The organism is Pseudomonas sp. Root569 (assembly GCF_001427465.1).
Taxonomy (GTDB): Bacteria; Pseudomonadota; Gammaproteobacteria; order Pseudomonadales; family Pseudomonadaceae; genus Aquipseudomonas; species Aquipseudomonas synxantha.
In genome coordinates this window covers 258,651-280,745 of record NZ_LMGQ01000028.1, presented here as the reverse complement: position 1 = coordinate 280,745, position 22,095 = coordinate 258,651, and the positions used below count along the sequence as shown (strand labels likewise).

At 58.4% G+C, this 22,095-nt stretch carries 20 protein-coding genes; 7 read left to right on the top strand and 13 right to left on the bottom strand.

Going from position 1 to position 22,095, the window contains the following annotated elements:
- The first annotated feature begins 130 nt into the window (after positions 1-130).
- Positions 131-1,531, top strand: coding sequence for a DUF1254 domain-containing protein (locus ASD70_RS26275; protein ID WP_056847844.1), 1,401 nt, complete (start codon positions 131-133; stop codon positions 1,529-1,531).
- 19 nt (positions 1,532-1,550) lie between these two features.
- Here the strand turns inward: ASD70_RS26275 and ASD70_RS26270 are convergent, their stop codons facing one another.
- The 5 genes from ASD70_RS26270 to ASD70_RS26250 all read right to left on the bottom strand — a co-directional run bounded on the left by ASD70_RS26270 (position 1,551) and on the right by ASD70_RS26250 (position 6,577).
- Positions 1,551-2,222 (bottom strand): DUF3313 domain-containing protein, encoded by a 672-nt coding sequence (locus tag ASD70_RS26270; RefSeq protein ID WP_043049917.1) that lies wholly within the window; start codon positions 2,220-2,222, stop codon positions 1,551-1,553.
- 125 nt (positions 2,223-2,347) lie between these two features.
- Entirely contained in the window at positions 2,348-2,842 is a 495-nt protein-coding gene (locus ASD70_RS26265) for a hypothetical protein (RefSeq protein WP_046068188.1), read from the bottom strand.
- Positions 2,843-2,929: 87 nt separating this feature from the next.
- Positions 2,930-3,475, bottom strand: coding sequence for an isopentenyl-diphosphate Delta-isomerase (gene idi / locus ASD70_RS26260; RefSeq protein WP_056847843.1), 546 nt, complete (start codon positions 3,473-3,475; stop codon positions 2,930-2,932).
- Positions 3,476-3,554: 79 nt separating this feature from the next.
- On the bottom strand, positions 3,555-4,355 hold the full coding sequence (locus tag ASD70_RS26255) for a class I SAM-dependent methyltransferase (protein WP_056847842.1): 801 nt from the start codon (positions 4,353-4,355) through the stop codon (positions 3,555-3,557).
- Positions 4,352-6,577, bottom strand: coding sequence for a cytochrome P450 (locus ASD70_RS26250; RefSeq protein ID WP_056847841.1), 2,226 nt, complete (start codon positions 6,575-6,577; stop codon positions 4,352-4,354). The genes ASD70_RS26255 and ASD70_RS26250 overlap by 4 nt, the downstream gene beginning before the upstream one ends.
- A 258-nt stretch (positions 6,578-6,835) precedes the next feature.
- Here ASD70_RS26250 and ASD70_RS26245 point away from each other — a divergent pair, with 258 nt between their 5' ends.
- On the top strand, positions 6,836-7,528 hold the full coding sequence (locus tag ASD70_RS26245; protein WP_056847840.1) for an aspartate/glutamate racemase family protein: 693 nt from the start codon (positions 6,836-6,838) through the stop codon (positions 7,526-7,528).
- A gap of 12 nt (positions 7,529-7,540) precedes the next feature.
- Here the strand turns inward: ASD70_RS26245 and ASD70_RS26240 are convergent, their stop codons facing one another.
- The 4 genes from ASD70_RS26240 to ASD70_RS26225 form a co-directional block, all read right to left on the bottom strand.
- Entirely contained in the window at positions 7,541-9,004 is a 1,464-nt protein-coding gene (locus tag ASD70_RS26240) for a M10 family metallopeptidase C-terminal domain-containing protein (RefSeq protein ID WP_056847839.1), read from the bottom strand.
- Between the two features lie 221 nt (positions 9,005-9,225).
- Positions 9,226-9,738, bottom strand: coding sequence for a GNAT family N-acetyltransferase (locus ASD70_RS26235; protein WP_046068193.1), 513 nt, complete (start codon positions 9,736-9,738; stop codon positions 9,226-9,228).
- A 104-nt stretch (positions 9,739-9,842) separates the two neighbouring features.
- Positions 9,843-10,982 carry a glycerate kinase gene (locus tag ASD70_RS26230; RefSeq protein ID WP_056847838.1) on the bottom strand — a complete coding sequence of 380 codons (1,140 nt, stop codon included), beginning with the start codon at positions 10,980-10,982 and terminating at the stop codon, positions 9,843-9,845.
- Positions 10,983-11,082: 100 nt separating this feature from the next.
- Positions 11,083-12,183 carry a sugar diacid recognition domain-containing protein gene (locus ASD70_RS26225; RefSeq protein WP_046068195.1) on the bottom strand — a complete coding sequence of 367 codons (1,101 nt, stop codon included), beginning with the start codon at positions 12,181-12,183 and terminating at the stop codon, positions 11,083-11,085.
- 156 nt (positions 12,184-12,339) lie between these two features.
- On the opposite strand from ASD70_RS26225, the gene ASD70_RS26220 reads away from it, so the two are divergent.
- Complete coding sequence (locus ASD70_RS26220; RefSeq protein ID WP_046068196.1) at positions 12,340-13,650, top strand: MFS transporter; 1,311 nt, start codon at positions 12,340-12,342, stop codon at positions 13,648-13,650.
- Positions 13,651-13,762: 112 nt separating this feature from the next.
- On the opposite strand, the gene ASD70_RS26215 is transcribed toward ASD70_RS26220, so the two are convergent.
- Positions 13,763-14,467 carry an SDR family oxidoreductase gene (locus tag ASD70_RS26215; RefSeq protein WP_056847837.1) on the bottom strand — a complete coding sequence of 235 codons (705 nt, stop codon included), beginning with the start codon at positions 14,465-14,467 and terminating at the stop codon, positions 13,763-13,765.
- A gap of 101 nt (positions 14,468-14,568) precedes the next feature.
- Here ASD70_RS26215 and ASD70_RS26210 point away from each other — a divergent pair, with 101 nt between their 5' ends.
- The 4 genes from ASD70_RS26210 (at position 14,569) to rarD (ending at position 18,337) form a co-directional block, all read left to right on the top strand.
- The gene (locus tag ASD70_RS26210; protein WP_056847836.1) at positions 14,569-15,471 is read left to right on the top strand and encodes a LysR family transcriptional regulator; all 903 of its coding nucleotides are present in this window, start codon (positions 14,569-14,571) and stop codon (positions 15,469-15,471) included.
- An 81-nt stretch (positions 15,472-15,552) separates the two neighbouring features.
- Positions 15,553-16,569 carry an aldo/keto reductase gene (locus tag ASD70_RS26205; RefSeq protein WP_056847835.1) on the top strand — a complete coding sequence of 339 codons (1,017 nt, stop codon included), beginning with the start codon at positions 15,553-15,555 and terminating at the stop codon, positions 16,567-16,569.
- Positions 16,570-16,870: 301 nt separating this feature from the next.
- The gene (locus ASD70_RS26200; protein WP_056847834.1) at positions 16,871-17,362 is read left to right on the top strand and encodes a DUF2569 domain-containing protein; all 492 of its coding nucleotides are present in this window, start codon (positions 16,871-16,873) and stop codon (positions 17,360-17,362) included.
- Between the two features lie 93 nt (positions 17,363-17,455).
- Positions 17,456-18,337, top strand: coding sequence for an EamA family transporter RarD (rarD, locus tag ASD70_RS26195; RefSeq protein WP_046068202.1), 882 nt, complete (start codon positions 17,456-17,458; stop codon positions 18,335-18,337).
- 69 nt (positions 18,338-18,406) lie between these two features.
- Here rarD and ASD70_RS26190 read toward each other — a convergent pair whose 3' ends face one another.
- The 3 genes from ASD70_RS26190 to ASD70_RS26180 all read right to left on the bottom strand — a co-directional run bounded on the left by ASD70_RS26190 (position 18,407) and on the right by ASD70_RS26180 (position 22,049).
- Entirely contained in the window at positions 18,407-19,636 is a 1,230-nt protein-coding gene (locus ASD70_RS26190) for a dermonecrotic toxin domain-containing protein (protein WP_082561479.1), read from the bottom strand.
- Between the two features lie 167 nt (positions 19,637-19,803).
- Positions 19,804-20,880 carry a 4-hydroxyphenylpyruvate dioxygenase gene (gene hppD / locus ASD70_RS26185; RefSeq protein WP_046068203.1) on the bottom strand — a complete coding sequence of 359 codons (1,077 nt, stop codon included), beginning with the start codon at positions 20,878-20,880 and terminating at the stop codon, positions 19,804-19,806.
- A gap of 245 nt (positions 20,881-21,125) precedes the next feature.
- Positions 21,126-22,049, bottom strand: a complete 924-nt coding sequence (locus tag ASD70_RS26180; RefSeq protein WP_056847833.1) for a DMT family transporter — start codon at positions 22,047-22,049, stop codon at positions 21,126-21,128.
- Between the last annotated feature and the right edge of the window lie 46 nt (positions 22,050-22,095).

Below are 22,095 nucleotides of genomic sequence, written 5' to 3'. Positions count from 1 at the left end.
CTTCTGTGAGTAAGCGCCCGACGAGGCTGAAAGCGTCGCAGGGATTAACGTGACGTGCGGCCAATAAAACTGGAAACTCAGCGCCTTGCCCCCTCGCCCCCTTAAAAGCACTCTGGAAGGACGCTACAACATGATTGGAAAACCGACGCGCCTGCTGTTGGCGAGCCTCTCGATAGTCATCAGTACCGGCGCCTGGGCCGACTTCATTGCCAGCCCCAGTGAAGCCCGTGCCATCGCCAAGGAAGCCTACCTGTACGGGTTCCCGGTGGTGCAGATGTACAAGACGCTCTACACCCAGGCCGTTGATAAAGGTGGCGCCAACTTCAAAGCGCCATTCAACCATATCGGCCATACCGCCCAGTTGCTCACGCCCAAAGACGCAACGTTCGCAACCCCGAACGCCGACACGCCCTACTCCTTCGTGTGGATGGACTTGCGCAGAGAGCCGCTGGTACTGACTCTGCCCAAGGTCGAAGACGATCGCTACTACTCGGTACAGCTGGTCGACCTCTACACCCAGAACCTCGCCTACCTGGGCACCCGTAGCACCGGGAATAACGGCGGCCATTACATGATCGCGGGGCCTGACTGGAAAGGTCAGCAACCGGTCGACATTGACCGCGTGATCTACAGTGAAAGCAATATCGCCTATGCCCTGTACCGCACGCAGTTGTTCGATGACAAGGACCTGGGCAAGGTCAAGCAGATCCAGAGCGGTTATAAAGTGCAGCCCCTGAGCGGCTACGTGAAGCAACCTGCCCCTGCCAAGGCGCCTAAGATCGAATGGCCCAAGCCAACGGCGACCATGACCGAAGGCCCACAACTGTTTCGCTACCTGAACTTTATGTTGGCCTTCACCGTCCCCGAGGACAGCGAAAAAGACTTGCTCGCGCGTTTTGCCAAAATCGGTATCGCCCCGGGTGCGCCGTTCAAGGTCAACCAGTTGAGCATGGAGCAGCGCAAAGCCCTGGAAGAAGGCATCGCCGATGCCCGCGCCGAATTTGCCGCGTTCAAGAAGGACAAGGTCGACACCCACCAGGTGTCCCGCAGCGATTTGTACGGCAGTCGCGACCGCCTGCAAAACAACTACCTGTACCGCTACGCCGGCGCCGAAATGGGCATTTTTGGCAACTCCAGCGATGAAGCGGCCTACCTGACCTACCTCCTCGACAACGAAGGCAAGCCAGCCAATGGTGCGCGCCACAGCTATACCGTGCACTTTGCCAAAGATCAGTTGCCACCGGCCGATGCGTTCTGGTCGCTGACGATGTATGACGGCAAGACCAAACTGCTGGTGCCCAACCACAAGAAGCGTTACCTGATCAACTCGCGGATGCTACCGGCTCTCAAGCGCGACGCCGACGGTGGGCTGACCCTGGCGTTGCAACACCACGAGCCGCCGAAGGCGGAACAGAACAATTGGTTGCCGGCCCCGCCCGGCCCGTTCTATGCGATCTTGCGCATCTACCTGCCCAAGCCCGAGGTGGGTAACGGCCAGTGGAAGCTGCCCCCGCTGACACCGCTTAAGTAACACCACGGGCCGGCTGGGATCAGCGCTTTTTCAGGCGCAGATAGGATTGGTGCAGGTCCGAGGCCCAGCCATCAATCACGCTCTTTACATCGTCGGCCTTCATCACCTGCGAGTCATTGGCCAATGGCTTGCCGGTGCCTTTGCGCACCACTTGGGCCACTACTTTATTGCTGGCGCCATCGAGGAACTGCGCCTCGGTGCCCAAGGTGGTTTCCTGGTCACGAATCCCGGTGCCGGTACTCACCGCCGCCGCAACCAGGGCTACGGGCACGAACTCATAGGGTTTGAGGCTCTCGGTCTTGCTGCTGACGGCGGTGATCGCCGCACGCACCACCATCACCCCGGGGCCGGGAGCGTTGGCCAAGGGCAGCGACTTGGCCAGCTCGCGCTTGAGGGCCTGGTTGAAGTAATCGTTGATACCGCGCAGGGTGCTGTCTGGAATCTTCGTGGTGGCCTGGGGCTTGGGGTAGAACTGGGTGGGTTCGATATACACCGAGGTGTACCGGCTCAGGTCCAGTTGCGGATCAACCCAGCGCATCACCTCCGCCCCCGACGGTGACTTGGCCTCCTTGAGCTGGCTGTAGTTGGAAAGGAACCCTGAATACTCGTCCGGTTGCGGCACCTTGCTCGCACAACCGGCCATGCCGAGTGAGGCGACGCACAGCGTGCTGATCATTAGCCCTAGCTTCATCGTGGAACTCCCTGGCGACCATCATCGTGATGAATGAGTTGTAGGTATAGCCAATGCTTGGCAAATACACCTAATTTAACGCGTCGCCAGTCATGAGTTATTTACCTGCGATTAAAGCGTGCAGGTCAGGCTCGCTCGCGTGGGATCAGGCTCTGCAACTGCGAGGCCAGGAAGTTGGCATCGAAACCGAAGGTGTCGGGGTCTTTAAGGCCGTTGGTTTTCTTCCATAGCCAATCGTTCTTATCGGCCGGCAGTACCAACGACACGCTGCCATGGCGCGCAGCGGTGAGCCCCATTACCGCTACCGAAATCAAACCGCCGGCGCCCATGACATCCGGTACGAACTCAACGCTTTTGCCGGTGATATGCACGCTGAGTTTTTCGCTCTTGAAGGGCGAGCTCTCCACCGGCACGCTCGGGCCGCTGGCGGTGTAGGCCTCACGCTGTACTTCCAGTAAACCCACAGTCTTTACCGGCTCCAGCCATTGTTCGATCTGCTGGAACAACTCACTGAGCTTCTGCGCCCAACGCGCCGACTGCAGGTCAAATTGCTGTTTTTTATGCGCTTCGCTATCGGCGTAGTGACGAAGCATCTCGCCCAGTTGCTGTACATCGTCCATTGCGGATTTCCTTGGGTGAGCCAGGTTGCGAAGCGTGATCATGGCAGATGCCGCGGCCTGGCGTATGGCTAAACATCAGCCCATGCTTCAAAGGGAATGTAAGGCAGGTGTGTCGAACGAAGGGTACTCAGATAGAAGGCGACGCCACTGCATTCGAAACCAGGGTGTGAATTGCGCTTCGGACGCTGACAGCTGGGCTGATATTTCAGCGCGGGTCAGCCATTTGATCTCGCTGACTTCATCGGCATCGGGTGAGGCCACCGCGTCAGATTGGGCCACCAACACATGACAAAGTTCGTGCTCCGCACCGATCGAACCAAAGCGGGCATGGTATTCAAAACTGTATAGGGCGCGGCAGGCAGCCCGAACGCCTAATTCTTCGCGCAGACGACGACTCGCGGCATCCTCGATAATCTCGCCAGGTGCCGGATGACTGCAGCACGCATTCGACCAGAAACCGGGCCAGAGCATTTTACCGGCTGCACGACGCTGAAGCAGATGACGCCCCTGGCTATCGATCAGATGCACTGAAAATGCACGATGCAGACGGCCCGCTCCCAGGTGTGCCTCGCGTTTATCACACACTCCGATGTGCACGTCCTGCGCGTCAACTAACATTACATCATTGCTCATTCTGTTATTCCCTTCAGTGTCGCCACGCGCACCTCACCCATATTTGACGGTGTGCGAGGGTGGCGTTACGCCCTTCTATTCAACCCCGGGCTTGTCCCCAGGCGCTGACTAATGTCAACGCTGCGTCGCTGAACCCTGGATCGGCACGTAGGTTGGCCATGGCATCCAGGTCGTTCTGGGTGAGCAACCCGAGTTTCAGCAGTGCCGGGGCTGCCTGGGCAGTCGTGGCAGCCCAGAAGGTATCGGCTGCGCTGTTGTCGCCGATACGGCCTTCAACAGTTCGATGCCCGACGTTGGAGAGTCCCCGCTCACGCAACCGCGCTGCAAGAGTGTCGGCCCAGAGCATGTCGGACCCAATGGACTGTTCCAGCAGACTGATCCCGGCCTCGGCCACTTTGCGGAACAATGGGTTAGCGGTATTCAAGCTCGGTTGCAGGCTCACGTCCTCGATCACCAACCAGCCTCCCGGGCGCACCCAGGTGGCGGCGCGCGTCAATATCTCTTCGCGCTCGGTGAGGTGGCACAGAAGCGCCCGAGCGTGCACTACGTCAAAGGAGGCTGCAGGAAAATCGTCGGTCGAGGCATTGTGGGTCATCACCCGAATGCCAGGAATATCGGTCAGGAATCGGGTGTCGATGTCGGTGGCGGTGACAGTCGCGTCGGGATATCGCTTGCTCAGCCAGGCGGCGAGTGATCCGGCACCGGCACCAAGATCAAGGATGGCTGGCTTGCCCGAAAGGTCCAACTGGTCAAAAACCGCTTGGCTCAACCCGTCAAAGGCGCGCTCCAGGGTACGCAACCGCGCCAATTGACCGGCGTGCTGATCCGCGAGATAGCTGCTGGTGTAGCCGGGCGCTTCGGTGGTGTCAGGCGTGGTCACAGTGCAACCTCCAGTTGCTCAGGGCAGCGGTTGAGGAATCCCCGTTCGATGGGCTTGAAGCCCGGAGCCCAGCGCAGGTTTGGAAAGGTCTGGAGCAGCATGCGGGCGCTGGTGGTGATTTCCATCCGGGCCAGCATGGACCCCAGGCAGAAGTGGCGTCCCGCGCCGAAAGCGAAATGACTGGTCGCCTGTTCAGTGCGCGACATATTGAAGGTATCCGGATCGGCGAACTGGTCCGGGTCACGATTGGCCGAACCGATAAGACAGGCCAGGGTCGCTCCGGCGGGGATCGTTCCCGATGGCAGGTGCAGCGGTTCACGGGCTTCGCGCAGTACCAGTTGCAAGGGCGGATTGCGTCGCAGGGTTTCGGTGAGCGCGTTATCCATCAAGCCTGGGTCAGCCAGCACCGCCTCTTTGACGCCAGGCTCGTTCAGCAGGTTGACGATCAGGTTCGCCAGGGCACCGTGACTGGTCTCGCTACCCGCAGTCATCAGGATCGCGCAGTAGGAGCGCACGAACGACTCGGATAACGGTTGACCGTCAATCCGGGCCGTCAGGAGCAGGGAGATCAAATCGTCGGTGGGTTCAGCACGGCGAGCGTCGATGTAGGGCTGGATGAAATCATAGAAACTGTCGCGGTTGGATAACCCGCCGGTCAGCAGCGCCGGATCCTGTCGATAGTTGCCCATGTAGGCAAAGCCGATGGCGCACCAACGCTTGAGCCGTTCCACCGCCTCGGGGGTTTCGGCCGGGAGACCCAGCGCATGAGCCATCACCCGCACCGGCAGCGCCGCGGTGAAATCGGCGATGAGGTCTACCTGGGATCGGCCGTGCATGCGCGCCAGCAGGTCTGTGGTCACCGAGATGATGGATGTTTCAAGCGCTGCGAGGGCCTTGCTGCGAAACGAAGGGCTGAGCAATGCGCGATGCTGCGCGTGCTCACAGCCATCCATAGTGACAATCGTGTGCCCCAGCAACGGTCCGATCTGCCAAGTGTAATTGTTGTTGCTTGCCTCAGGGTGGGTCAATGCGGCTTTGACATCCACATGCCGGCTGACCAACCATACATCGGTGGGCTCGTCGTAGGCGATCGGTAGCGTGGTACGCAAAAGATCATACAAGGGGTATGGGTCGATTTCGAACTGCCTGGATTTAAGCGTCGGCGGGGTAAGTTTCAGGTCCACCTGCCGGTGATTCTGTGGCGTAGAGTCGGCGGCATGCAGGTGATAGCGAGAAACGCTCTGGTGCCAATCGCCCGCTGCCCGCACAACCTGCCGCAGCCGGTCCGGGTCGGTGGCGGCGCACGCCCGCTGACCTACCCGCTGGGCGGCGATCGCAGTGAAGTCCGCAACTGCCGAATTCACCATTTGATGGGCGGACTCAAGCGCACTCGGCCAGTCCATACCGGCGGTGTCCGCGAGTATCGATACCAGGTTGTAACGCTCACCACACACCACATCCTTGGCAAGCGAATGGATATCGTTGGTCCAGGCAATGATATCGGCAGCGTGTTCACGCAGCGTGTTCCACCATTCAATGTGCGCTTGCTGCTCGTATGGGTCGAGCGTTTCGGCCGCATCGATAAGATCGAAGAAGAACAGTGCACCAAACGAATCCCGTCGCAACGGCAGATACTCAGCCAGCGTGAGCGCCGAGTCGGTTTCGCGCCCCCGTACCAACGCCGCCTGCGCGCGCAGATGCTGGATCAAATGGCCGACCAACCTGTGCCGCCACCCCGCCCCTCCCCAGCGCTGGGTCTGGGGCCACAGATCATCGACCAGAACAGCGAGCATCGGGTCTTCAAAGCTGCTGGTTTCTCCTGCAGGATCAGCACCGTCGCTCTCGGTCACAACCTGCACGGCGCTGATAAACCGCTCCAACGCGCCGTTCTCCGCCCATGGTCCATCATCAATGCGGTCATCAAGGGTGAGCGCCCACAGGTACCAGCACACCAGCGTCTGCGCTCGCTGTGTGGGCGCCCTGCCGCACAACGCCATTCCCAGCTCGAGCAGTGGCGTGGTGCTCAACCGATGTGCACCGCGGCGGCCGATCAGGTGATATCGCTGCGCCCAGGCGAGAGCATGTGCGCGTAACTGTTCATTGTCGGAACGCGGTGGCGGAGCGGCGAAAGGAAGTCGGATCTGGGGAATAGTGAGCGATATCGGCGGTAAATGAGCGCTGTCGCGGGTGTTGAGTTCGCTTTCACGGAACGGCGGGGGCATGTTGGTCCTTTTGAATTAATTCCTTCAACTGCCGACCTTATTTGAAAACTTAGATCCAAAGGCATGAGAACTGTCTGAAACGATGCGGGAAATCTCGCATAGGCGGTCATAAGCCGCCATGCCAAACACCTTTTGTGGACATATGTACGATCGGACAGGCGTAGTTGAACTGCTCCGGTGAATTTGCTGGCAACTGCCTGTGACCAACCGGCCTTCATTGGTTAAGGTGAAGCCACATCCATTGTCCTGGAGTATCAGATGCGCACCATCGGCCTTATCGGCGGCATGAGCTGGGAGTCCAGCGCCGAGTATTACCGCCTCATCAACCAGCGCGTGCGCGACCAGCTCGGCCCGCTACGTTCGGCGCAGATCCTGATGTACACCGTGGACTTCGGCCCGGTGGAACAGGCCCAGCATGCCGGACGCTGGGACGATACCGCGCTGATCCTGGAAGACGCCGCGCGCCGTTTGCAGGCAGGGGGGGCGGAGTGTGTGGTGCTATGCACCAATACCATGCACTTGGTGGCGCCGCGTATTGAAGCGGCGGTGTCGATTCCATTCCTGCATATTGCCGACGCCACGGCGGGCGCGGCTATTGAGGCCGGTACCTTGACAGTGGGTCTGCTCGGCACGGCGTTCACCATGGAGCAGGACTTCCTAAAGTCCCGCCTCGCCGCCCAGGGCCTGACCGTGCTGGTGCCGGACGCGGATGAGCGCAAGGAGGTGCACCGAATCATCTATGAAGAGTTGTGCGTGGGCACTATCTGTGACGCCTCTCGCCGGGTTTACCAGCGTGTGATCAAAGGCCTGGCCGTTCGTGGCGCCCAGGCAATCATCCTGGGCTGTACCGAAATCTGCCTTCTTATCCAGCCCGAACACAGCGACCTGCCTCTGCTGGACACCACCGCGCTGCATGCGCAGGCCGCGGTGGCGTTTGCTCTGCAGGATTAAGGCTTCAGTGGGTCAGGCCTGGATATCGGTGAGTTCGATTTTCCCATTCACGCTGATCATCACGTCGATGTCTTTATCGCCATTGGTATCAAATCGGAGCCACGTTATATTTGCCGCTGGGAAATATTCCATGTGCGCTTCGCCGCCACGACCGGAGAACTCAGAAACAACATTGATCTGGTCGCGGCCACTCGCAGCTTTAAGCGCTGACACATCCAACTTATCCCGACCACTGACAAAGTCCTGCAATTCGATCAGATTCGTTTCCGCCGCGGGGTCGCCCGCGCCAATGACAAAGGTATTATTACCCGCGCCACCCCATAACTGGTTATAACCGGAGTTTGCCTCGACGTAGAGCGTGTCGTCGCCGTCGTTACCAAACAATTCGTTATCGGCTGCGTTGCCAATAATAATATCGTTGCCGTGCCCACCCTTGGCGATTTCAATCATGGCACCCGGAGCAATGGAAACATTGCCCACGCCGCCGCCTACATTAGAGAAGCTGCCCGGCGTCAAATTAATGACCTGGTTGTCCTTATACTCAGAAAAGTCGAAAGTATCCTCGCCCCCACCGTCCCACACAGAAAATAACGGAAAATCATTCTCCGTAGTTAAGTTGAACATGTCGCGATCAGCAGTTGAATTGAACCCATAAATCGTATCCCCCGAGCGCGTTTGATTATTCGCGCCGTGGAGTTTTTGGAGCGTGGAAATATCATCCATCATCGGTGCGCTGGAATATTTATTCTCCAAAGGACGCTTCCAAAACTGCATGTTTGAGCGTGCTTCCAACTTGGGACTGCGCAGCGAATACGCCAGGGAGTCTTCTGCATATTCGGTTCCTGGCGCCACACTGGCCGTCGAAGGAAGCCCCAGTTTAAAAGCCGCAGCCTTGGCAACGACGTGGCTGCCGTAGTTATTGGGTTGCTCCAGCTCTTGCGCGTGACGCTGCAACAAAGGCACCTGCGACGGCGCCCCTTCTTCATTGTTTGAGGGTACATAAAATGGATCTTTCCAATCAAAACGACTGTCATCAATTTTGAATTGCATATGGTTGGACGTGGCCATGGCGCCCTCTTTGAACTGTACTCTCGCCACATCGCTGAAATGCGTGAGGGTTTCCCGAATGGTGTTTTTCTGGCTTTCGGAGAACTGGCTTACGGTATTGCCGTCGGCATCCGGCTGCGTTGCGTTGGCGAAATCATACGTGACCACAGCATCGTCCCCCGCAGGTAAAGAGTGTGGATGCCCACCCGCACGGATGGATGCCTCGACAACCTGTTCGGAGGACAATGTAGGTTTTCCATCCTTGAACCCGTCACCTCGACGGTTTTTATCGAGAATATCTGCAATATTCCTGTGCACAAGATTGGTGAGGTGGTGTTTTGCATAGGTAATATTTAAATTCGTGTTCACGACTTTGCAGCCCACATAGTTAAGTTGAATTTGAATTGGCAAGCCAGCGACATCACTCATGTGCTTATCTTAGTGTCAGGCGCAGATGCTCAGTTCCAGTATTCACTGCAAGTAACTATTGGGCGGTTAATGCGTATGCGCACCACAGCTTTTAGGATTTCGCTTATTTAACTAATGCGTGGTGGCTGTTCGAGACGTGGCATTACACTGGAGGGGCCAGTTTCGCTTGTTTACCCCCGCGCCTGCGGGTGCAGGTCTCACAGGCGCGTGTTTTTACAGGCTTATACCGAATGGCGCAGGCGCGCCATGCTCAAGGCGTCGACAAATACACCATCACGCAGGGCGTAATCGCGCAACGTCCCCTCCACTTCGAAGCCGAACTTGCGGTACAGGTTATGCGCCGCTTCGTTGTCGGCGTAGACCGTCAGCTCCACGCGGTGCAGGTTCATCCAGTTGTCGGCCACATCCAGCGCGGCAGTCAACAGCCGAGAGCCTACACCCTTGCCCTGCCAGGCAGTCGCCACGCCCATACCAAACGAACCCACGTGACTCTGGCGTACGCGCAGGTACTGCTCCAGCCCCAGCTGACCAATGACCTCACCGCCGTGCAACGCCACCAACTGCAGCCGACGCTCGTTGTCCATCACCAGGCGTTTGCGCCAGGCTTCCACCGATTGAAAAGGCATTTGCAGCACCTGACGGCACACGGCCGGTTCGTTGTAGAGCGCGGTGACGCCCTCGAGGTGGGCCTCGGTAAAGCGCTGGATCACGATATGGGGTTCAGGTGCGTGCATTGCGTTTCATCCTATGAAAGACAAGTGGCCGGCCAGTGTAGAGGCAAAGTTGCCCGACTGACGAGCCTCAAGTCTTCCCGCAAATCAACCCGCGTCATACAGGTTCAGCGACCAGCAGCGAGGCGCCACACCCGTGCGATATCCGCGGCCCGCTCACGCAACAAACGCGGCGCTTCGCTGCACGCCTGCTCCAGGCTCATCGGCCCCGATGGCAAGGCAAATGCTGCATCCACACCGTGAGCGTACATCTGCTCGTAACCGTCGCCCAATGTGCCGGCGATCACAATGACCGGCACGCCATGCCGCTGGGCGACACGCGCCACCCCAAACGGGGTCTTGCCGCGCAGGGTCTGGGCGTCGAAGCGGCCCTCACCGGTGATGACCAGGTCGGCGCCGCGTACGGCGTCATCGAGGCCGACCAGTTCGGCCACCACCTCCACCCCTGGGCGGAACCGTGCACCGAGAAAGGCCTTGGCGGCAAAACCCAGGCCACCGGCGGCGCCGCTGCCGGGTTGGTCGCGCACGTCGTTGGCCAGCACTTGGGCGCAGTGATCGGCGAAGTGGCCGAGTGCGGCGTCCAGTTGGGCGACTTGCTCGGGGCTCGCACCTTTTTGCGGGCCGAAAATCGCCGAGGCGCCGTGGGGGCCACACAGCGGGTTGTTGACGTCGGCAGCAATCTCAAAGCGCACCTGTGCCAGGCGTGGGTCCAATGATTCGAGGCTGATATGCGACAGGCGCGTCAACGCCAGCCCACCTGGAGGCAGTGGCTGACTGGCTGCGTCAAGAAGTTGCACACCAAGGGCCTGCATCGCCCCCGCCCCGCCATCATTGGTGGCACTGCCGCCAATCGCCAGGATGATGCGTTGGGCCCCGGCGTCCAGGGCGGCACGGATCAATTCACCGGTACCGTAAGTGGTGCTGGAACACGCGTCGCGCTGCTCCGGCGCGACCAATTGCAAGCCGCTGGCCTCGGCCATTTCGATCATCGCGGTGTGGCTGTCGGCCAACCAGCCCCACCGCGCCTCAACGGTGACACCCAATGGCCCTTGCACCAATTGCCGACGCAACTGGCCGTTACAAGCGGCAAGCACTGCGTCCACCGTTCCTTCCCCCCCATCGGCCATAGGGCACTCGACCAACTGCGCATCCGGCCAGACTTGGGCCAACCCTTCGGCAATGGCCTGGGCAGTGCCTGCGGCACTGAGGCTGTCCTTGAATGAGTCGGGAGCGATGATGATCTTCATGATGGGCTTTCTCCGGTTTTTATAATGCCCATGCTGCCAGTTGGCTGGGCTAATGACGCCGGTCAATTGCACAGATGCGGACAGGGTTTGTTGGTCATTTCTACAAAGTCTGGGGCAACAACTGCACCCCCAGGTACAAGGCCAGCATGCCATCGAGCGTCAAAGGGTCCACGCCGCTGAGTTCAGCAATGCGTTCCATGCGATAACGCAGGCTATTGCGATGAATGCCCAGCGCGTCTGCGCAGGCCTGGCTTTGCCCGTCGTGTTCGCACCAACTGCGCAGAGTGGCGAGCAGTTGCCCGTTGCTGTCCTTGGCCAGCACTTTACGCAAAGGGTTGAGCAGTTCGTCCAGGGCATCGTCATTGCGGTGACGCCAGAGCATGACCGGCAGACGATAACGGTTGAGGGTCAACAGCCGCATGTGCGGGAGGATATCGCGGCCATACGCAAGTAGATCGCCCACCCGGCGATAACAACGGCGCAGCCCCGCCAAGCCCTCCGCTTGCCCACCAATGGCAACGCGCAGGATGTTCCAGCCCAGGCCGTCGAGCTTTTCCAGCAAGCGGGGGTTGTCGACCTGCAACGCGGCGGATCGGCACCACAGCAGGGAAAACTGCGCGGGGCTGACACACCAACTGTCCGGGTAACGGCTGGTCAGCCATGTACTCAAGTCTTGCGCCGTTTGGCCCGTGCCCAGTTCGAACAGGTAAGGCGTGCGCGACAGCTGCGGCTTGAGCCCCAGTTGCCGGGCTTCGTCCACCAGGCGTGGTGAGTCGCCACTGTCGGCCAGCAGCAAGGCCAGCAGATCATCGCAGCGCTGGCGCCGCCATTGCTGTTCGGCTTGCTGGTGGCGGTGGCTGACCAGCATTTCAGCGGTCATACGCACAAGCTCGGCATAGGTGCGCAGCCCGTCCGGTTCACCGGTGATGCCCAGCACACCGATCAGGCGTTGATCATGCAGCAACGGTAGATTGATGCCCGGCTGCACGCCCTTGAGATGTTTGGCAGTCTGCCCATCGATCTCCACCACCCGGCCATTGGCCAGGACCAGTTGCGCGCCTTCGTGGCGGGTATTGATGCGTTCCGGCTCGCCGCTGCCAAGGATCAAGCCCTGACTGTCCATGACGTTGACGTTATAGGGCAGGATGGTCATGGTGCGATCGACAATCTCCTGGGCCAAGGCGTGATCGAGCTCGAACATGGGGCTAATTTCCTAAAACAGTTGTTCACTGGCACAGCGCAAAGCCTGCTTGACTGTGCGCCAGCACAAAGACAGTCGCCCATCACGTCATCGAGACTGTCGGGGCGGTCAACGTTAACCTCGCACCGCGAAAAATCATAATAAAGAGAGATTCCCATGTCACAGAGCGCCACTGCCGCACTGGCCAGCGATGACGATAAAAACGCCATCTACAAGCGCATCACCCTGCGCCTGATCCCCTTCATCTTTATCTGCTACCTGTTCAACTACCTGGACCGGGTAAACGTTGGCTTTGCCAAGCTGCAGATGCTCGATGCGTTGAAGTTCAGCGAAACCGTATACGGCCTGGGGGCCGGGATTTTCTTTATCGGCTACGTGCTGTGTGGCGTGCCGAGCAACCTGGCGCTGACCAAGTTCGGCCCACGGCGCTGGATCGCGTTGATGATGATCGTGTGGGGCACGCTGTCTACCTGCCTGCTGTTTGTGACCACGCCGACGCATTTCTACACGTTGCGCCTGTTTACCGGTGCCGCTGAAGCCGGTTTCTTCCCCGGTGTGGTGCTTTACCTCTCGCAGTGGTTCCCGACCTTCCGCCGTGGGCGGATCATGGCGCTGTTCATGTCGGCGATCCCGGTGTCCGGCTTGCTCGGCAGCCCCTTCTCCGGCTGGATTCTCAACCACTTTGCTGCCGGTCAAGGTGGCCTGGCGGGCTGGCAGTGGATGTTCCTGCTGCAAGGCATCCCGACCGTGATCCTCGGCGCCCTCGCCTACTTCCTGCTCAGTGACAGCTTCGCCAACGCCAAGTGGCTCGCGCCCCACGAGCGCGCAGTGCTGGAAGCCGACCAGGCCACGGACCTGGCGAACAAGCCTAAAACCACCAGCGACTCCCTGGCCGAAGTGTTCAAGAACCCGGCGATCTGGGCATTTGGCCTGATCTACTTCTGCATCCAGAGCGGCGTGTATGCGATCAACTTCTGGCTGCCATCGATCATCAAGAACCTGGGTTTCAGCGATAACCTGGTGATTGGCTGGCTCAGTGCGATCCCGTATCTGTTGGCGGCAGTGTTCATGTTGCTGGTAGGCCGTTCGGCCGACTTGCGCAAGGAACGTCGATGGCACCTGGTGGTACCAATGCTGATGGGTGCCATCGGCCTGGTGATCGCGGTGAACTTCGCCACCACACCCGCCATCGCCATCATCGGCCTGACCATCGCTACCATGGGCGCCCTTACTGGCCTGCCGATGTTCTGGCCGGTGCCTACCGCCATGCTCAGCGCAGGTGCCGCGGCGGGTGGCCTGGCATTGATCAACTCCATGGGGCAGATGGCGGGTTTTCTCAGCCCATATATCGTGGGGTTTGTGAAAGACGCCACCGGGTCCACGGATGTGGCGCTGTATCTGCTGGCGGCCGTGATTGTCGCCGGTAGTGTGCTGGCGTTGCGCATGACGCGGACCTTGAAGGCATAAGACGGTCCAATGTGAGAGGGGCCTTGCTCCCGATGATTTAGTGTCAGTGAGCGCATCTGTGACTGAACCACCGCCATCGGGGGCAAGTCCCCTCCCACACTTTGGCCTGTGTCTACAGCAAGCCGCCGCCATCGATATCGATGACGGCGCCGGTCATGAAGCCGTTCTCCATGGCCAATACATACCCCGCCGCCACTTCTTCGGCCTGCCCTACCCGGCCAACTGGCAATGCCTCGCCGGTCTTGGCAAACATCGCCAAACGCTGCTCTTCGGCCAACCCGGCATAGGCTGGGGTGTCGATCACGCCGGGGCTGATGACATTGACGCGACGCGGCGCCAGCTCCTTGGCCAGCTGCTTGCCCAAGGCTTCGGTCGCGGCATTGATGCCGGTCTTGATGAACTGTCCTGCTGCCAGCTTGCGCCCCAGTTGACCGGAAGTCAGGCTGATACTGCCGTGCTCACCCAGGAATGGCAGCGCCTGTTGAATCGCACGTAGCGCGCCCCAGAGTTTCACATTGAAATTGTCCTGGGCTTCGTCAAGGTCGGTTTCGATCAGCGTCTTGGCCCGTACCGCAGGCCCCGAGGTGTAGACCAAGTGGTCAAAGTGCCCCACCGTTTCGAACAAGCGCTGCAACGACGCGCTGTCGGTGACGTCCACCGGCTCACTGCGTACACCGTTATCACTGCCGGAGTTCAAGCGCCGCCCGGCCAGCACCACGTGCGCACCGCGAGCGGTGGCTGCCTGTGCCACTGCGGCGCCGATGCCGCTGCTGCCGCCAATCACGATGATGGTTTTACCGCTGAGGGAAGATGTCATGGGAGAACTACCTGGGTGAGAAAGTAAGCGTTCATCTTCCCAGCTTGGCAATCAGCAAAAAATCCCGGTAAAACGACAAGATCTTTAAAGGATTTTTAATAATGAGCTCAATTCTCGATCTTGAAGTCTTTGTGCGCAGTGCCGACACCGGTAGCCTGACAGCTGCCGCCCGTGGGCTTGGCTTGACCCCGGCAGCGGCCAGCATTGCCCTCAAGCGCCTGGAAACCCGGCTCGGTATCCGCTTGCTCGCCCGTTCCACCCGCAGCATGCGCCTGACCGAAGAAGGCCGGCGTTATCTGGACAGCGTGCGGGTGGCGCTGGAAGCGTTGTCGGAGGGCGAACACGCCATCAAGCAACAGGGCCAAAGCCTCAGCGGTTTATTGCAACTGGCGGCGCCCTCGGATTTCGGTCGCAATGTTCTGCTGGGTTGGCTGGATGAGTTCAAATACGAGCACCCCAATATCCGCCTGCAACTGTTGCTCAACGACAGCAATGCCGATCTGTTTCGCGACACCGTCGACATCGCCCTGCGCTTTGGCGTGCCGAGGGACTCCAGCCTGGTAGCGCTGCCGGTGGTGCCCGGCCACCAGCGCATTGCCTGCGCCAGCCCTGACTACCTCGCGCGCCACGGCACACCGCGCACGCCCGCGGACTTGGCGCAGCACAGTACGTTGCGCTACATGCGCCGCGGGCAGGCCAATAGCACGTGGTACTTCCGCCAGGGCGCGCTGCTCCAGGAGGTCGACGTCAGCGGCGATTACCTCAGCGACGATGGAGAAATCGTCCGTCGCTGGGCGCTGGCGGGCCACGGCATCGCCTATAAAGCCAACCTGGATATTGCCCGTGATATCCAGGCCGGTCGGCTGGTAGTGCTGCTGCCCGACTGGCAGGGCGAGCCGACCCCTTTCAACCTGATGTGCCCCCACCGTCTGCAAGTGTCGGAACGGGTGAAAGTGCTGCATCGTTTTCTACAGGCCCGCTGCCAGACGTTACTGGGTGCATGAAGAAACGCGCCCAGGGCTTGTTCCAGAGGCGTCGGGTCTGGTATTGCAGTACTCACGTTTCCCTGCCATGAGGAGCTCTCCATGATTTACCGCACATTGGGCCAGTCAGGTTTGAAGGTCAGCGCACTGACCCTCGGCACCATGATGTTTGGCGAACAGACCAGTACCGAAGACTCGCTGCGCATCATCGACAAGGCCTGGGGCCAAGGCATTAACTTTATCGATACCGCCGACGTCTACACCGGCGGGCGCTCCGAAGAGATAGTCGGCGAAGCCATTGCGCGTAACCGCCAGGACTGGATAGTAGCCAGCAAGGTCGGCTTCGGCCCCGCCGATGGCTTGCCCAACCGCAGTGGTTTGAACCGCAAGCGTATTTTCAACGCCGTGGAAGCCAGTCTTGGGCGCCTGGATACCGATTACCTGGACATCTACTACCTGCACCGTGAAGACCATGACACGCCGCTGGAAGTGACCGTGTCGGCCATTGGCGACCTGATCCGCCAAGGCAAGATCCGCTATTGGGGCCTGTCCAACTATCGCGGTTGGCGTATCGCCGAGGTGATTCGCGTGGCCGAGCGCCTGGGGGTGGATAAACCCATCATCAGTCAACCGCTCTACAACATCGTCAATCGCCAAGCTGAAGTCGAGCAAATCACCGCGGCGGCTGCCTACGGGTTGGGCGTGGTGCCTTATAGCCCGCTGGCCCGAGGGGTGCTCAGCGGCAAATATGCACCGGACGTTACGCCCGAACCCGGCAGCCGGGCCGCACGGCAGGACAAGCGCATCCTGGAAACCGAATGGCGGATGGAGTCGTTGCGCATCGCCCAGCAGATCCAGCAATACACCCAAGGACGTGGCGTAGGCATGGTGGAGTTTGCCATTGCCTGGGTGTTGAACAATGCCGCAGTGAGTTCCGCGATTGTCGGGCCGCGCACCGAGGCGCAGTGGGATGCGTACACCGGGGCGCTGGCGGTGGAGATCACTGCTGAAGATGAGGCATTTATTGATTCGTTGGTCACGCCCGGGCATTCATCCACACCAGGGTTCAATGATGTCGGCCATTTCGTCTCAGGCCGTGTGGCGTGGCGCGTTGGCTGAAATCTACATGATGCACTCAGATTAATGTGGGAGGGAGCCTGCTCCCCGATAGCGGTGTTGCAATCGGCTCATCTGTCGCTGACACACTGCTATCGGCGCCAGGTCGAATCGTCGTACCGCTCCTCCAATATTTTATTTCTCGCAAAAACCGCCATACTCCGGCCCTGGACCGGATATGATCAGGCAAACTATTATTTTGAGGAAACTATTAAGCCAATCGAATATTTTTGGCCTCTTCAGTTGAGGGCCTTGGTGCAGCTAAGGCGATTATTCCGTAAAATCAATTTTCAAGGGAGTGAAGATGAACGAAAAAAATCAGTTGAACGGCTTACAAGGCTGGCTGTTGTTGGTAATGATTGGATTGTTTTTGAGTCCCTTGCGTATAGCGTATGAATTATTTCCATCGTACTATCATTTCTTTACAACACCTGGCGCGATCGAATACATAAGCACTCCTGGCGCAGGCGAATACCACCCCTACTTACTCACGTTTATGATGTCAGAAATATCATTCAATATTCTGATGGTTATAGCCCAGGTGTATTTAATATATTTGTTTTTCTCAAAGCATTACCTTTTTCCAAAGCTATACATAACCGTGGTTATTGTTTCGTTTGTTTTTGTTATTTCCGATGCCTGGATTGGCTCTCTTGTGTACCCGAAAATATCAATGTTTAACCCCGAGACCAACAAAGAAATAACAAGGTCATTATGCGCCATCCTAATCCTGGTCCCCTATATGCTCATATCCAAAAGAGTTAAAGCAACATTTATAGAGGGTAAGAAAAGCTAATTGGATGGGAAGAGCATGGTCTTTTTTTTGCTATCCGAGAGTCACTCGGTAAATAATATCACTTGCTAATGAATCGGCTTTCGCGAGGGCAGCGTGTCTAAAGGTGTAGTGTTATCGGTATTGGCCTCGGTGTTGTTTGCCGTGATGTATTACTTCACGTCGCTGCTCACGCCCTTGAGCGGCCTGGAGATTTTCGGCTGGCGCATGCTGCTGACCGTACCATGCATGACCGTGTTCATGATCGTCAGCGGTGAATGGCGAAGGGTGTTGGAACTGCTGCGCATGCTTGCGACCAAGCCACGTCTGGTCGGCGGTGTGTTGGCCTCTTCGGCCTTGCTGGGCGTGCAATTGTGGCTGTTCATGTGGGCGCCGCTGAATGGACGCAGCCTGGATGTATCGGTGGGGTATTTCCTGTTGCCGTTGACCATGGTGCTGACGGGGCGCTTGGTGTACGGCGAACGCTTGTCGCGGCTGCAGCAGATTGCGGTGGTGCTGGCCGCGCTTGGCGTTTTGAATGAGCTGTATCAGGCCGGCGGTTTTTCCTGGGCAACCCTGGTAGTGATCATCGGTTACCCGGTGTACTTCGTGGTGCGCAAGTACCTGACCACCGATCATTTGGGTGGCTTGTGGCTGGACATGGCGCTGATGCTGCCAGTGGCTTGGTGGTTTGTGCAGAGTGGCGAACAGGGATTTGCCGTGCTCGATGTGCACCCAAGGCTGTATGCATTGATTCCGATGCTGGGTTTGATCAGTGCCTCGGCGCTGGTGAGCTATATCATCGCCAGTCGCTTGCTCGCATTCAGCTTGTTCGGGCTGCTCAGTTACGTAGAGCCGGTGTTACTGCTGGTGGTGGCGCTATTGCTGGGAGAAGGCATCAAGGGTGGCCAATGGCTGACTTACATTCCCATCTGGCTGGCGGTGATGGTGCTGGTATATGAGGGTTTCAAGCATTTGGTGCGTCAACGTCGGGTTTGAGTAAAAGACTGGGAATGGGTGCCGGTTGCGGGGGTATCCGTACCCCTTCTGTACTGCAGGGGGATGGCCTCAGGTCATTACCTGAGTCGGGGACTCTTCGGGCGTACCGACCACGTCCTCGATGAAGTCGGCTGCGGTATTCAGGTTTTCCCTCGCTGTGCCGTAGCGGGGAATATTGCTCTGGACCTCATTACCGAAACTTTCCAAGTATTGATCCATAATCTCTTTCTCAACACCAAACACATTGCCGAGCCGATTGTCGTGGTTCAGCTCAAGCAGCGTTCCTGTGACGGGGTTTTTCACGATTTCTTCGATGGAATTGGCTATATCGTCAGGAACACCAAACTGTTTCAATGCAGTCCCTAGACCGTGCCCTGGGTTTCTGAGCTGCTTGACGAGGTAGGCCCAGAAGTCACTCAGGTCATTAGGTCCTGCTTTGTCCATAGCCTGGCGCGCGACATGCTGTTTGGCGAACTCTACGGCGGACTCTGAACTGGGATCGCCGAGCGGTTCTTTACTGTTCAGCCCGTCTTTCACGAAATAAAAACCGTCCTCACTGCCACCCCGAAAGTTCCCATAAGCATCGTAATCATATACGACATGTTTTCCATCCTCCCGTGTACCGACATAGGTCGCTTTACCATCGGAAGCGAGGTCGTAACGCCTGGTGTTGAATAGTCCGTTGACCTCCACTGGCGGAACCGTTACATCCCTGTTCAAACGCGCGAAAATATCATCGCGTTCTCGACCAAAACTCCCCACCGCAACGCTGGATTGTTCATCCTTGCCAAAATCCTTTAGTTTCTCCCTGACCCGCTCCTCCTGCCCGGGAGCTTCAGGGTGAGAGAAGTGCCCGGCTAATCGGTCTAGTTCGGCAGGGTCTTGGGCCATATTCCTAACCCATTCAGTCATCTCTTCAGCGGTTTCGAACGTGTGGAACGACATGACTTCATCCTCCGGCATATACACGATGAAATTAGTCATCCCCTCCGTTACAGGCACGCGCTTGATCACCATCATGTCTTGGGATTGAGCGCCATCGACGGCAAAAGTCGAGACACTCACGAAAGGTGCCCCCGGTTTGTCTGGATTCACCACCGCCTTTATCAACTGATGCTCGTCGGCAGTTAAATCACCATTGAGGTGCTGTAATTCACCTTCGTCGAGAAAACGCTTTCGCGCCACATCGATCGGGTCCCCTTCATCGGTCGAGCGGACATTGCGAATGGGGCCAGCCTGTTGCGGCGGGATCGGATCACCTAACCTTGGCAGAAGAGTAGGAGTATGCACAGTCGTCATATGAGGGCCTCATCTAGATTAGGGTGCAGGGTTTTTCCTACGCCCGGCCCTTATGTGATACTTGATGAAACATCTGTTCCCGTTTGACCGTCGCTAAATTGCAACTCAATGCAACACACACGAAAAAGCCCGGTATAAAGCCCCGGGCTTTTTGCTTATCCAGTGGGTCAGTCGGCGGTCAATACACCACGACGCACTTGATCACGCTCAATCGACTCGAAAAGCGCCTTGAAGTTGCCCTCGCCGAACCCATCGTCGCCTTTGCGCTGGATGAATTCAAAGAACACCGGCCCCATCAGGGTTTCCGAGAAAATCTGCAGCAGCAGGCGTTTGTCGCCCGCAATCGATGAGCCATCCAGCAGAATGCCACGTGATTGCAGTTGCTCGACAGGCTCACCGTGGTTCGGCAGGCGGCCTTCAAGCATTTCGTAGTAGGTGTCCGGCGGTGCCGTCATGAAGCGCATGCCGATCTTCTTCAAGGCGTCCCAAGTCTTGACCAGGTCGTCGGTGAGGAACGCCACGTGCTGGATGCCCTCGCCGTTGAACTGCATCAGGAACTCTTCGATCTGCCCGGCGCCCTTGGAGGATTCTTCGTTCAACGGGATGCGGATCTTGCCGTCTGGCGCGCTCATGGCCTTGGAGGTCAGGCCGGTGTATTCGCCCTTGATATCGAAGTAACGGGCTTCGCGGAAGTTGAACAGCTTCTCGTAGAAATTGGCCCAGTAGATCATGCGTCCGCGGTAGACGTTGTGGGTCAGGTGGTCGATAACCTTGAGACCGGCGCCGACCGGGTTGCGATCAACACCTTCGAGGTAGACGAAGTCGATATCGTAGATCGAGTTGCCCTCGCCAAAACGGTCGATCAGGTACAACGGCGAACCGCCGATACCTTTGATTGCCGGCAGGTTCAGCTCCATCGGGCCGGTTTCAATGTGGATCGGCTGGGCACCCAGCTCCAGGGCACGGTTGTAGGCCTGTTGCGAGTCCTTGACGCGAAACGCCATGCCGCACACCGACGGGCCGTGCTCGGCGGCGAAGTAGGCCGCCAGGCTGCCCGGTTCGTTGTTGAGGATCAGGTTGATCTCGCCCTGGCGATACAGGTGCACGTCTTTGGAGCGGTGGGTCGCCACTTTGGTGAAGCCCATGATCTCGAAGATCGGCTCCAGCGTACCCGGGGTGGGCGAGGCGAATTCGATGAATTCAAAGCCCATCAAGCCCATTGGGTTTTCGTATTGGTCGGTCATGTTCGTGCCTCATCATTCTTGTGGGTAGCAATCGTCTATTTGCAAGCAAGGATGAGGTCTGAGGGTGGCGCGCAGGAAAGGCCTCGCACGCTGCGGGCGAGGAAGTCACCAAAGATGAGGGGAGAGCCAAGTAGCTTCATGGTGTCATCAGTCTCTGACGGCCGAGGCTTGCGTGAGCGCAAGTCCATATTCTTGTATGCGTAAATCGATTCTACACAGCGTAAACCAATTTGTCCGTACTCTTATCAAATCGCCGTTGCCCTGCCCTGTGCAAGGGGTTTATTGCACAAGTAGATGCCCAGCAGGATCACCGCGCCACCTGCCAGCATCGGCGTGGTCAAGGCTTCGTCCAACAGCAATGCGCCACATATCACCGCTGTCAGCGGGTTGAGGGCGATGAACACACCGGAGCGGGTCGCGCCGATTCGCCGAATGCCCTCGTAGTAACCAATATAGGCCAGCGCCGAACCCAGCACACCCAGATACAGCAGGCTGTACCACTGCGCCAGCTGCAGCGCGGCGAAACCTTGCAACGTCAGCCGACCGGTGGCGAGGGTCGTCAGGGTCAACATCAGCGTGCCCCACAGCACCGACCAAGTGACTGTTTGCACCGGTCCCAACGCCTGGTTGAGTTCCCGGGACAGCAGCGAATAGGCGCCCCAGGCCATTACGCAGCCCAGGATCAACAGGTCACCGATCCAGGCGTTGCGCGCCCCCTGCATGAGGTTGGGATTGCGGCTCACGATCACCACTGCCGCCCCCAGCAGGCACAGCCCGATACCCAGCCACTTGACCCGGCCCAGCCGCTCCTTGAACAACAACCAGGACGCCAGGCCAATCACTGCCGGGTTCAATGCCACGATCAAGGACGCCCGCGACGCATTGATGTAGTGCAGGCCATAGAAAAAACACAGGTTGTAGAAAAAGATGCCGCATAGCCCCAGCAGCATCAGCCGCGCCATTTGCCCCGTAGTTGGACGCGCCAGTGGGATCCGCGCACAGGCCAGGAACAGCAGCAACGCCAGGCTGGCCAGCATAAATCGCAGGCAGGCTGCGAGCAGAGGGTCGACCTGGTCAGCCAGGAAGCGCCCGGCAACAAAGGTACCCCCCCAGATCATGGTGACAGCGGCCAGCTTCAGGTAAGTAAGTCCTTCGCGAGCGTGATGCATCAGGATGTGCTCAATGTGAGAGAAGATCGGGGTATTCTTTGACTAA

Excerpts from the sequence above, each read along its gene's own strand:
- ASD70_RS26275 (WP_056847844.1), top strand. The coding sequence starts at position 131 with ATGATTGGAAAACCGACGCGCCTGCTGTTGGCGAGCCTCTCGATAGTC.
- ASD70_RS26270 (WP_043049917.1), bottom strand. The coding sequence starts at position 2,222 with ATGAAGCTAGGGCTAATGATCAGCACGCTGTGCGTCGCCTCACTCGGC.
- ASD70_RS26265 (WP_046068188.1), bottom strand. The coding sequence starts at position 2,842 with ATGGACGATGTACAGCAACTGGGCGAGATGCTTCGTCACTACGCCGAT.
- idi (WP_056847843.1), bottom strand. The coding sequence starts at position 3,475 with ATGAGCAATGATGTAATGTTAGTTGACGCGCAGGACGTGCACATCGGA.
- ASD70_RS26250 (WP_056847841.1), bottom strand. The coding sequence starts at position 6,577 with ATGCCCCCGCCGTTCCGTGAAAGCGAACTCAACACCCGCGACAGCGCT.
- ASD70_RS26245 (WP_056847840.1), top strand. The coding sequence starts at position 6,836 with ATGCGCACCATCGGCCTTATCGGCGGCATGAGCTGGGAGTCCAGCGCC.
- ASD70_RS26240 (WP_056847839.1), bottom strand. The coding sequence starts at position 9,004 with ATGAGTGATGTCGCTGGCTTGCCAATTCAAATTCAACTTAACTATGTG.
- ASD70_RS26235 (WP_046068193.1), bottom strand. The coding sequence starts at position 9,738 with ATGCACGCACCTGAACCCCATATCGTGATCCAGCGCTTTACCGAGGCC.
- ASD70_RS26230 (WP_056847838.1), bottom strand. The coding sequence starts at position 10,982 with ATGAAGATCATCATCGCTCCCGACTCATTCAAGGACAGCCTCAGTGCC.
- ASD70_RS26225 (WP_046068195.1), bottom strand. The coding sequence starts at position 12,183 with ATGTTCGAGCTCGATCACGCCTTGGCCCAGGAGATTGTCGATCGCACC.
- ASD70_RS26220 (WP_046068196.1), top strand. The coding sequence starts at position 12,340 with ATGTCACAGAGCGCCACTGCCGCACTGGCCAGCGATGACGATAAAAAC.
- ASD70_RS26215 (WP_056847837.1), bottom strand. The coding sequence starts at position 14,467 with ATGACATCTTCCCTCAGCGGTAAAACCATCATCGTGATTGGCGGCAGC.
- ASD70_RS26210 (WP_056847836.1), top strand. The coding sequence starts at position 14,569 with ATGAGCTCAATTCTCGATCTTGAAGTCTTTGTGCGCAGTGCCGACACC.
- ASD70_RS26205 (WP_056847835.1), top strand. The coding sequence starts at position 15,553 with ATGATTTACCGCACATTGGGCCAGTCAGGTTTGAAGGTCAGCGCACTG.
- ASD70_RS26200 (WP_056847834.1), top strand. The coding sequence starts at position 16,871 with ATGAACGAAAAAAATCAGTTGAACGGCTTACAAGGCTGGCTGTTGTTG.
- ASD70_RS26190 (WP_082561479.1), bottom strand. The coding sequence starts at position 19,636 with ATGACGACTGTGCATACTCCTACTCTTCTGCCAAGGTTAGGTGATCCG.
- hppD (WP_046068203.1), bottom strand. The coding sequence starts at position 20,880 with ATGACCGACCAATACGAAAACCCAATGGGCTTGATGGGCTTTGAATTC.
- ASD70_RS26180 (WP_056847833.1), bottom strand. The coding sequence starts at position 22,049 with ATGCATCACGCTCGCGAAGGACTTACTTACCTGAAGCTGGCCGCTGTC.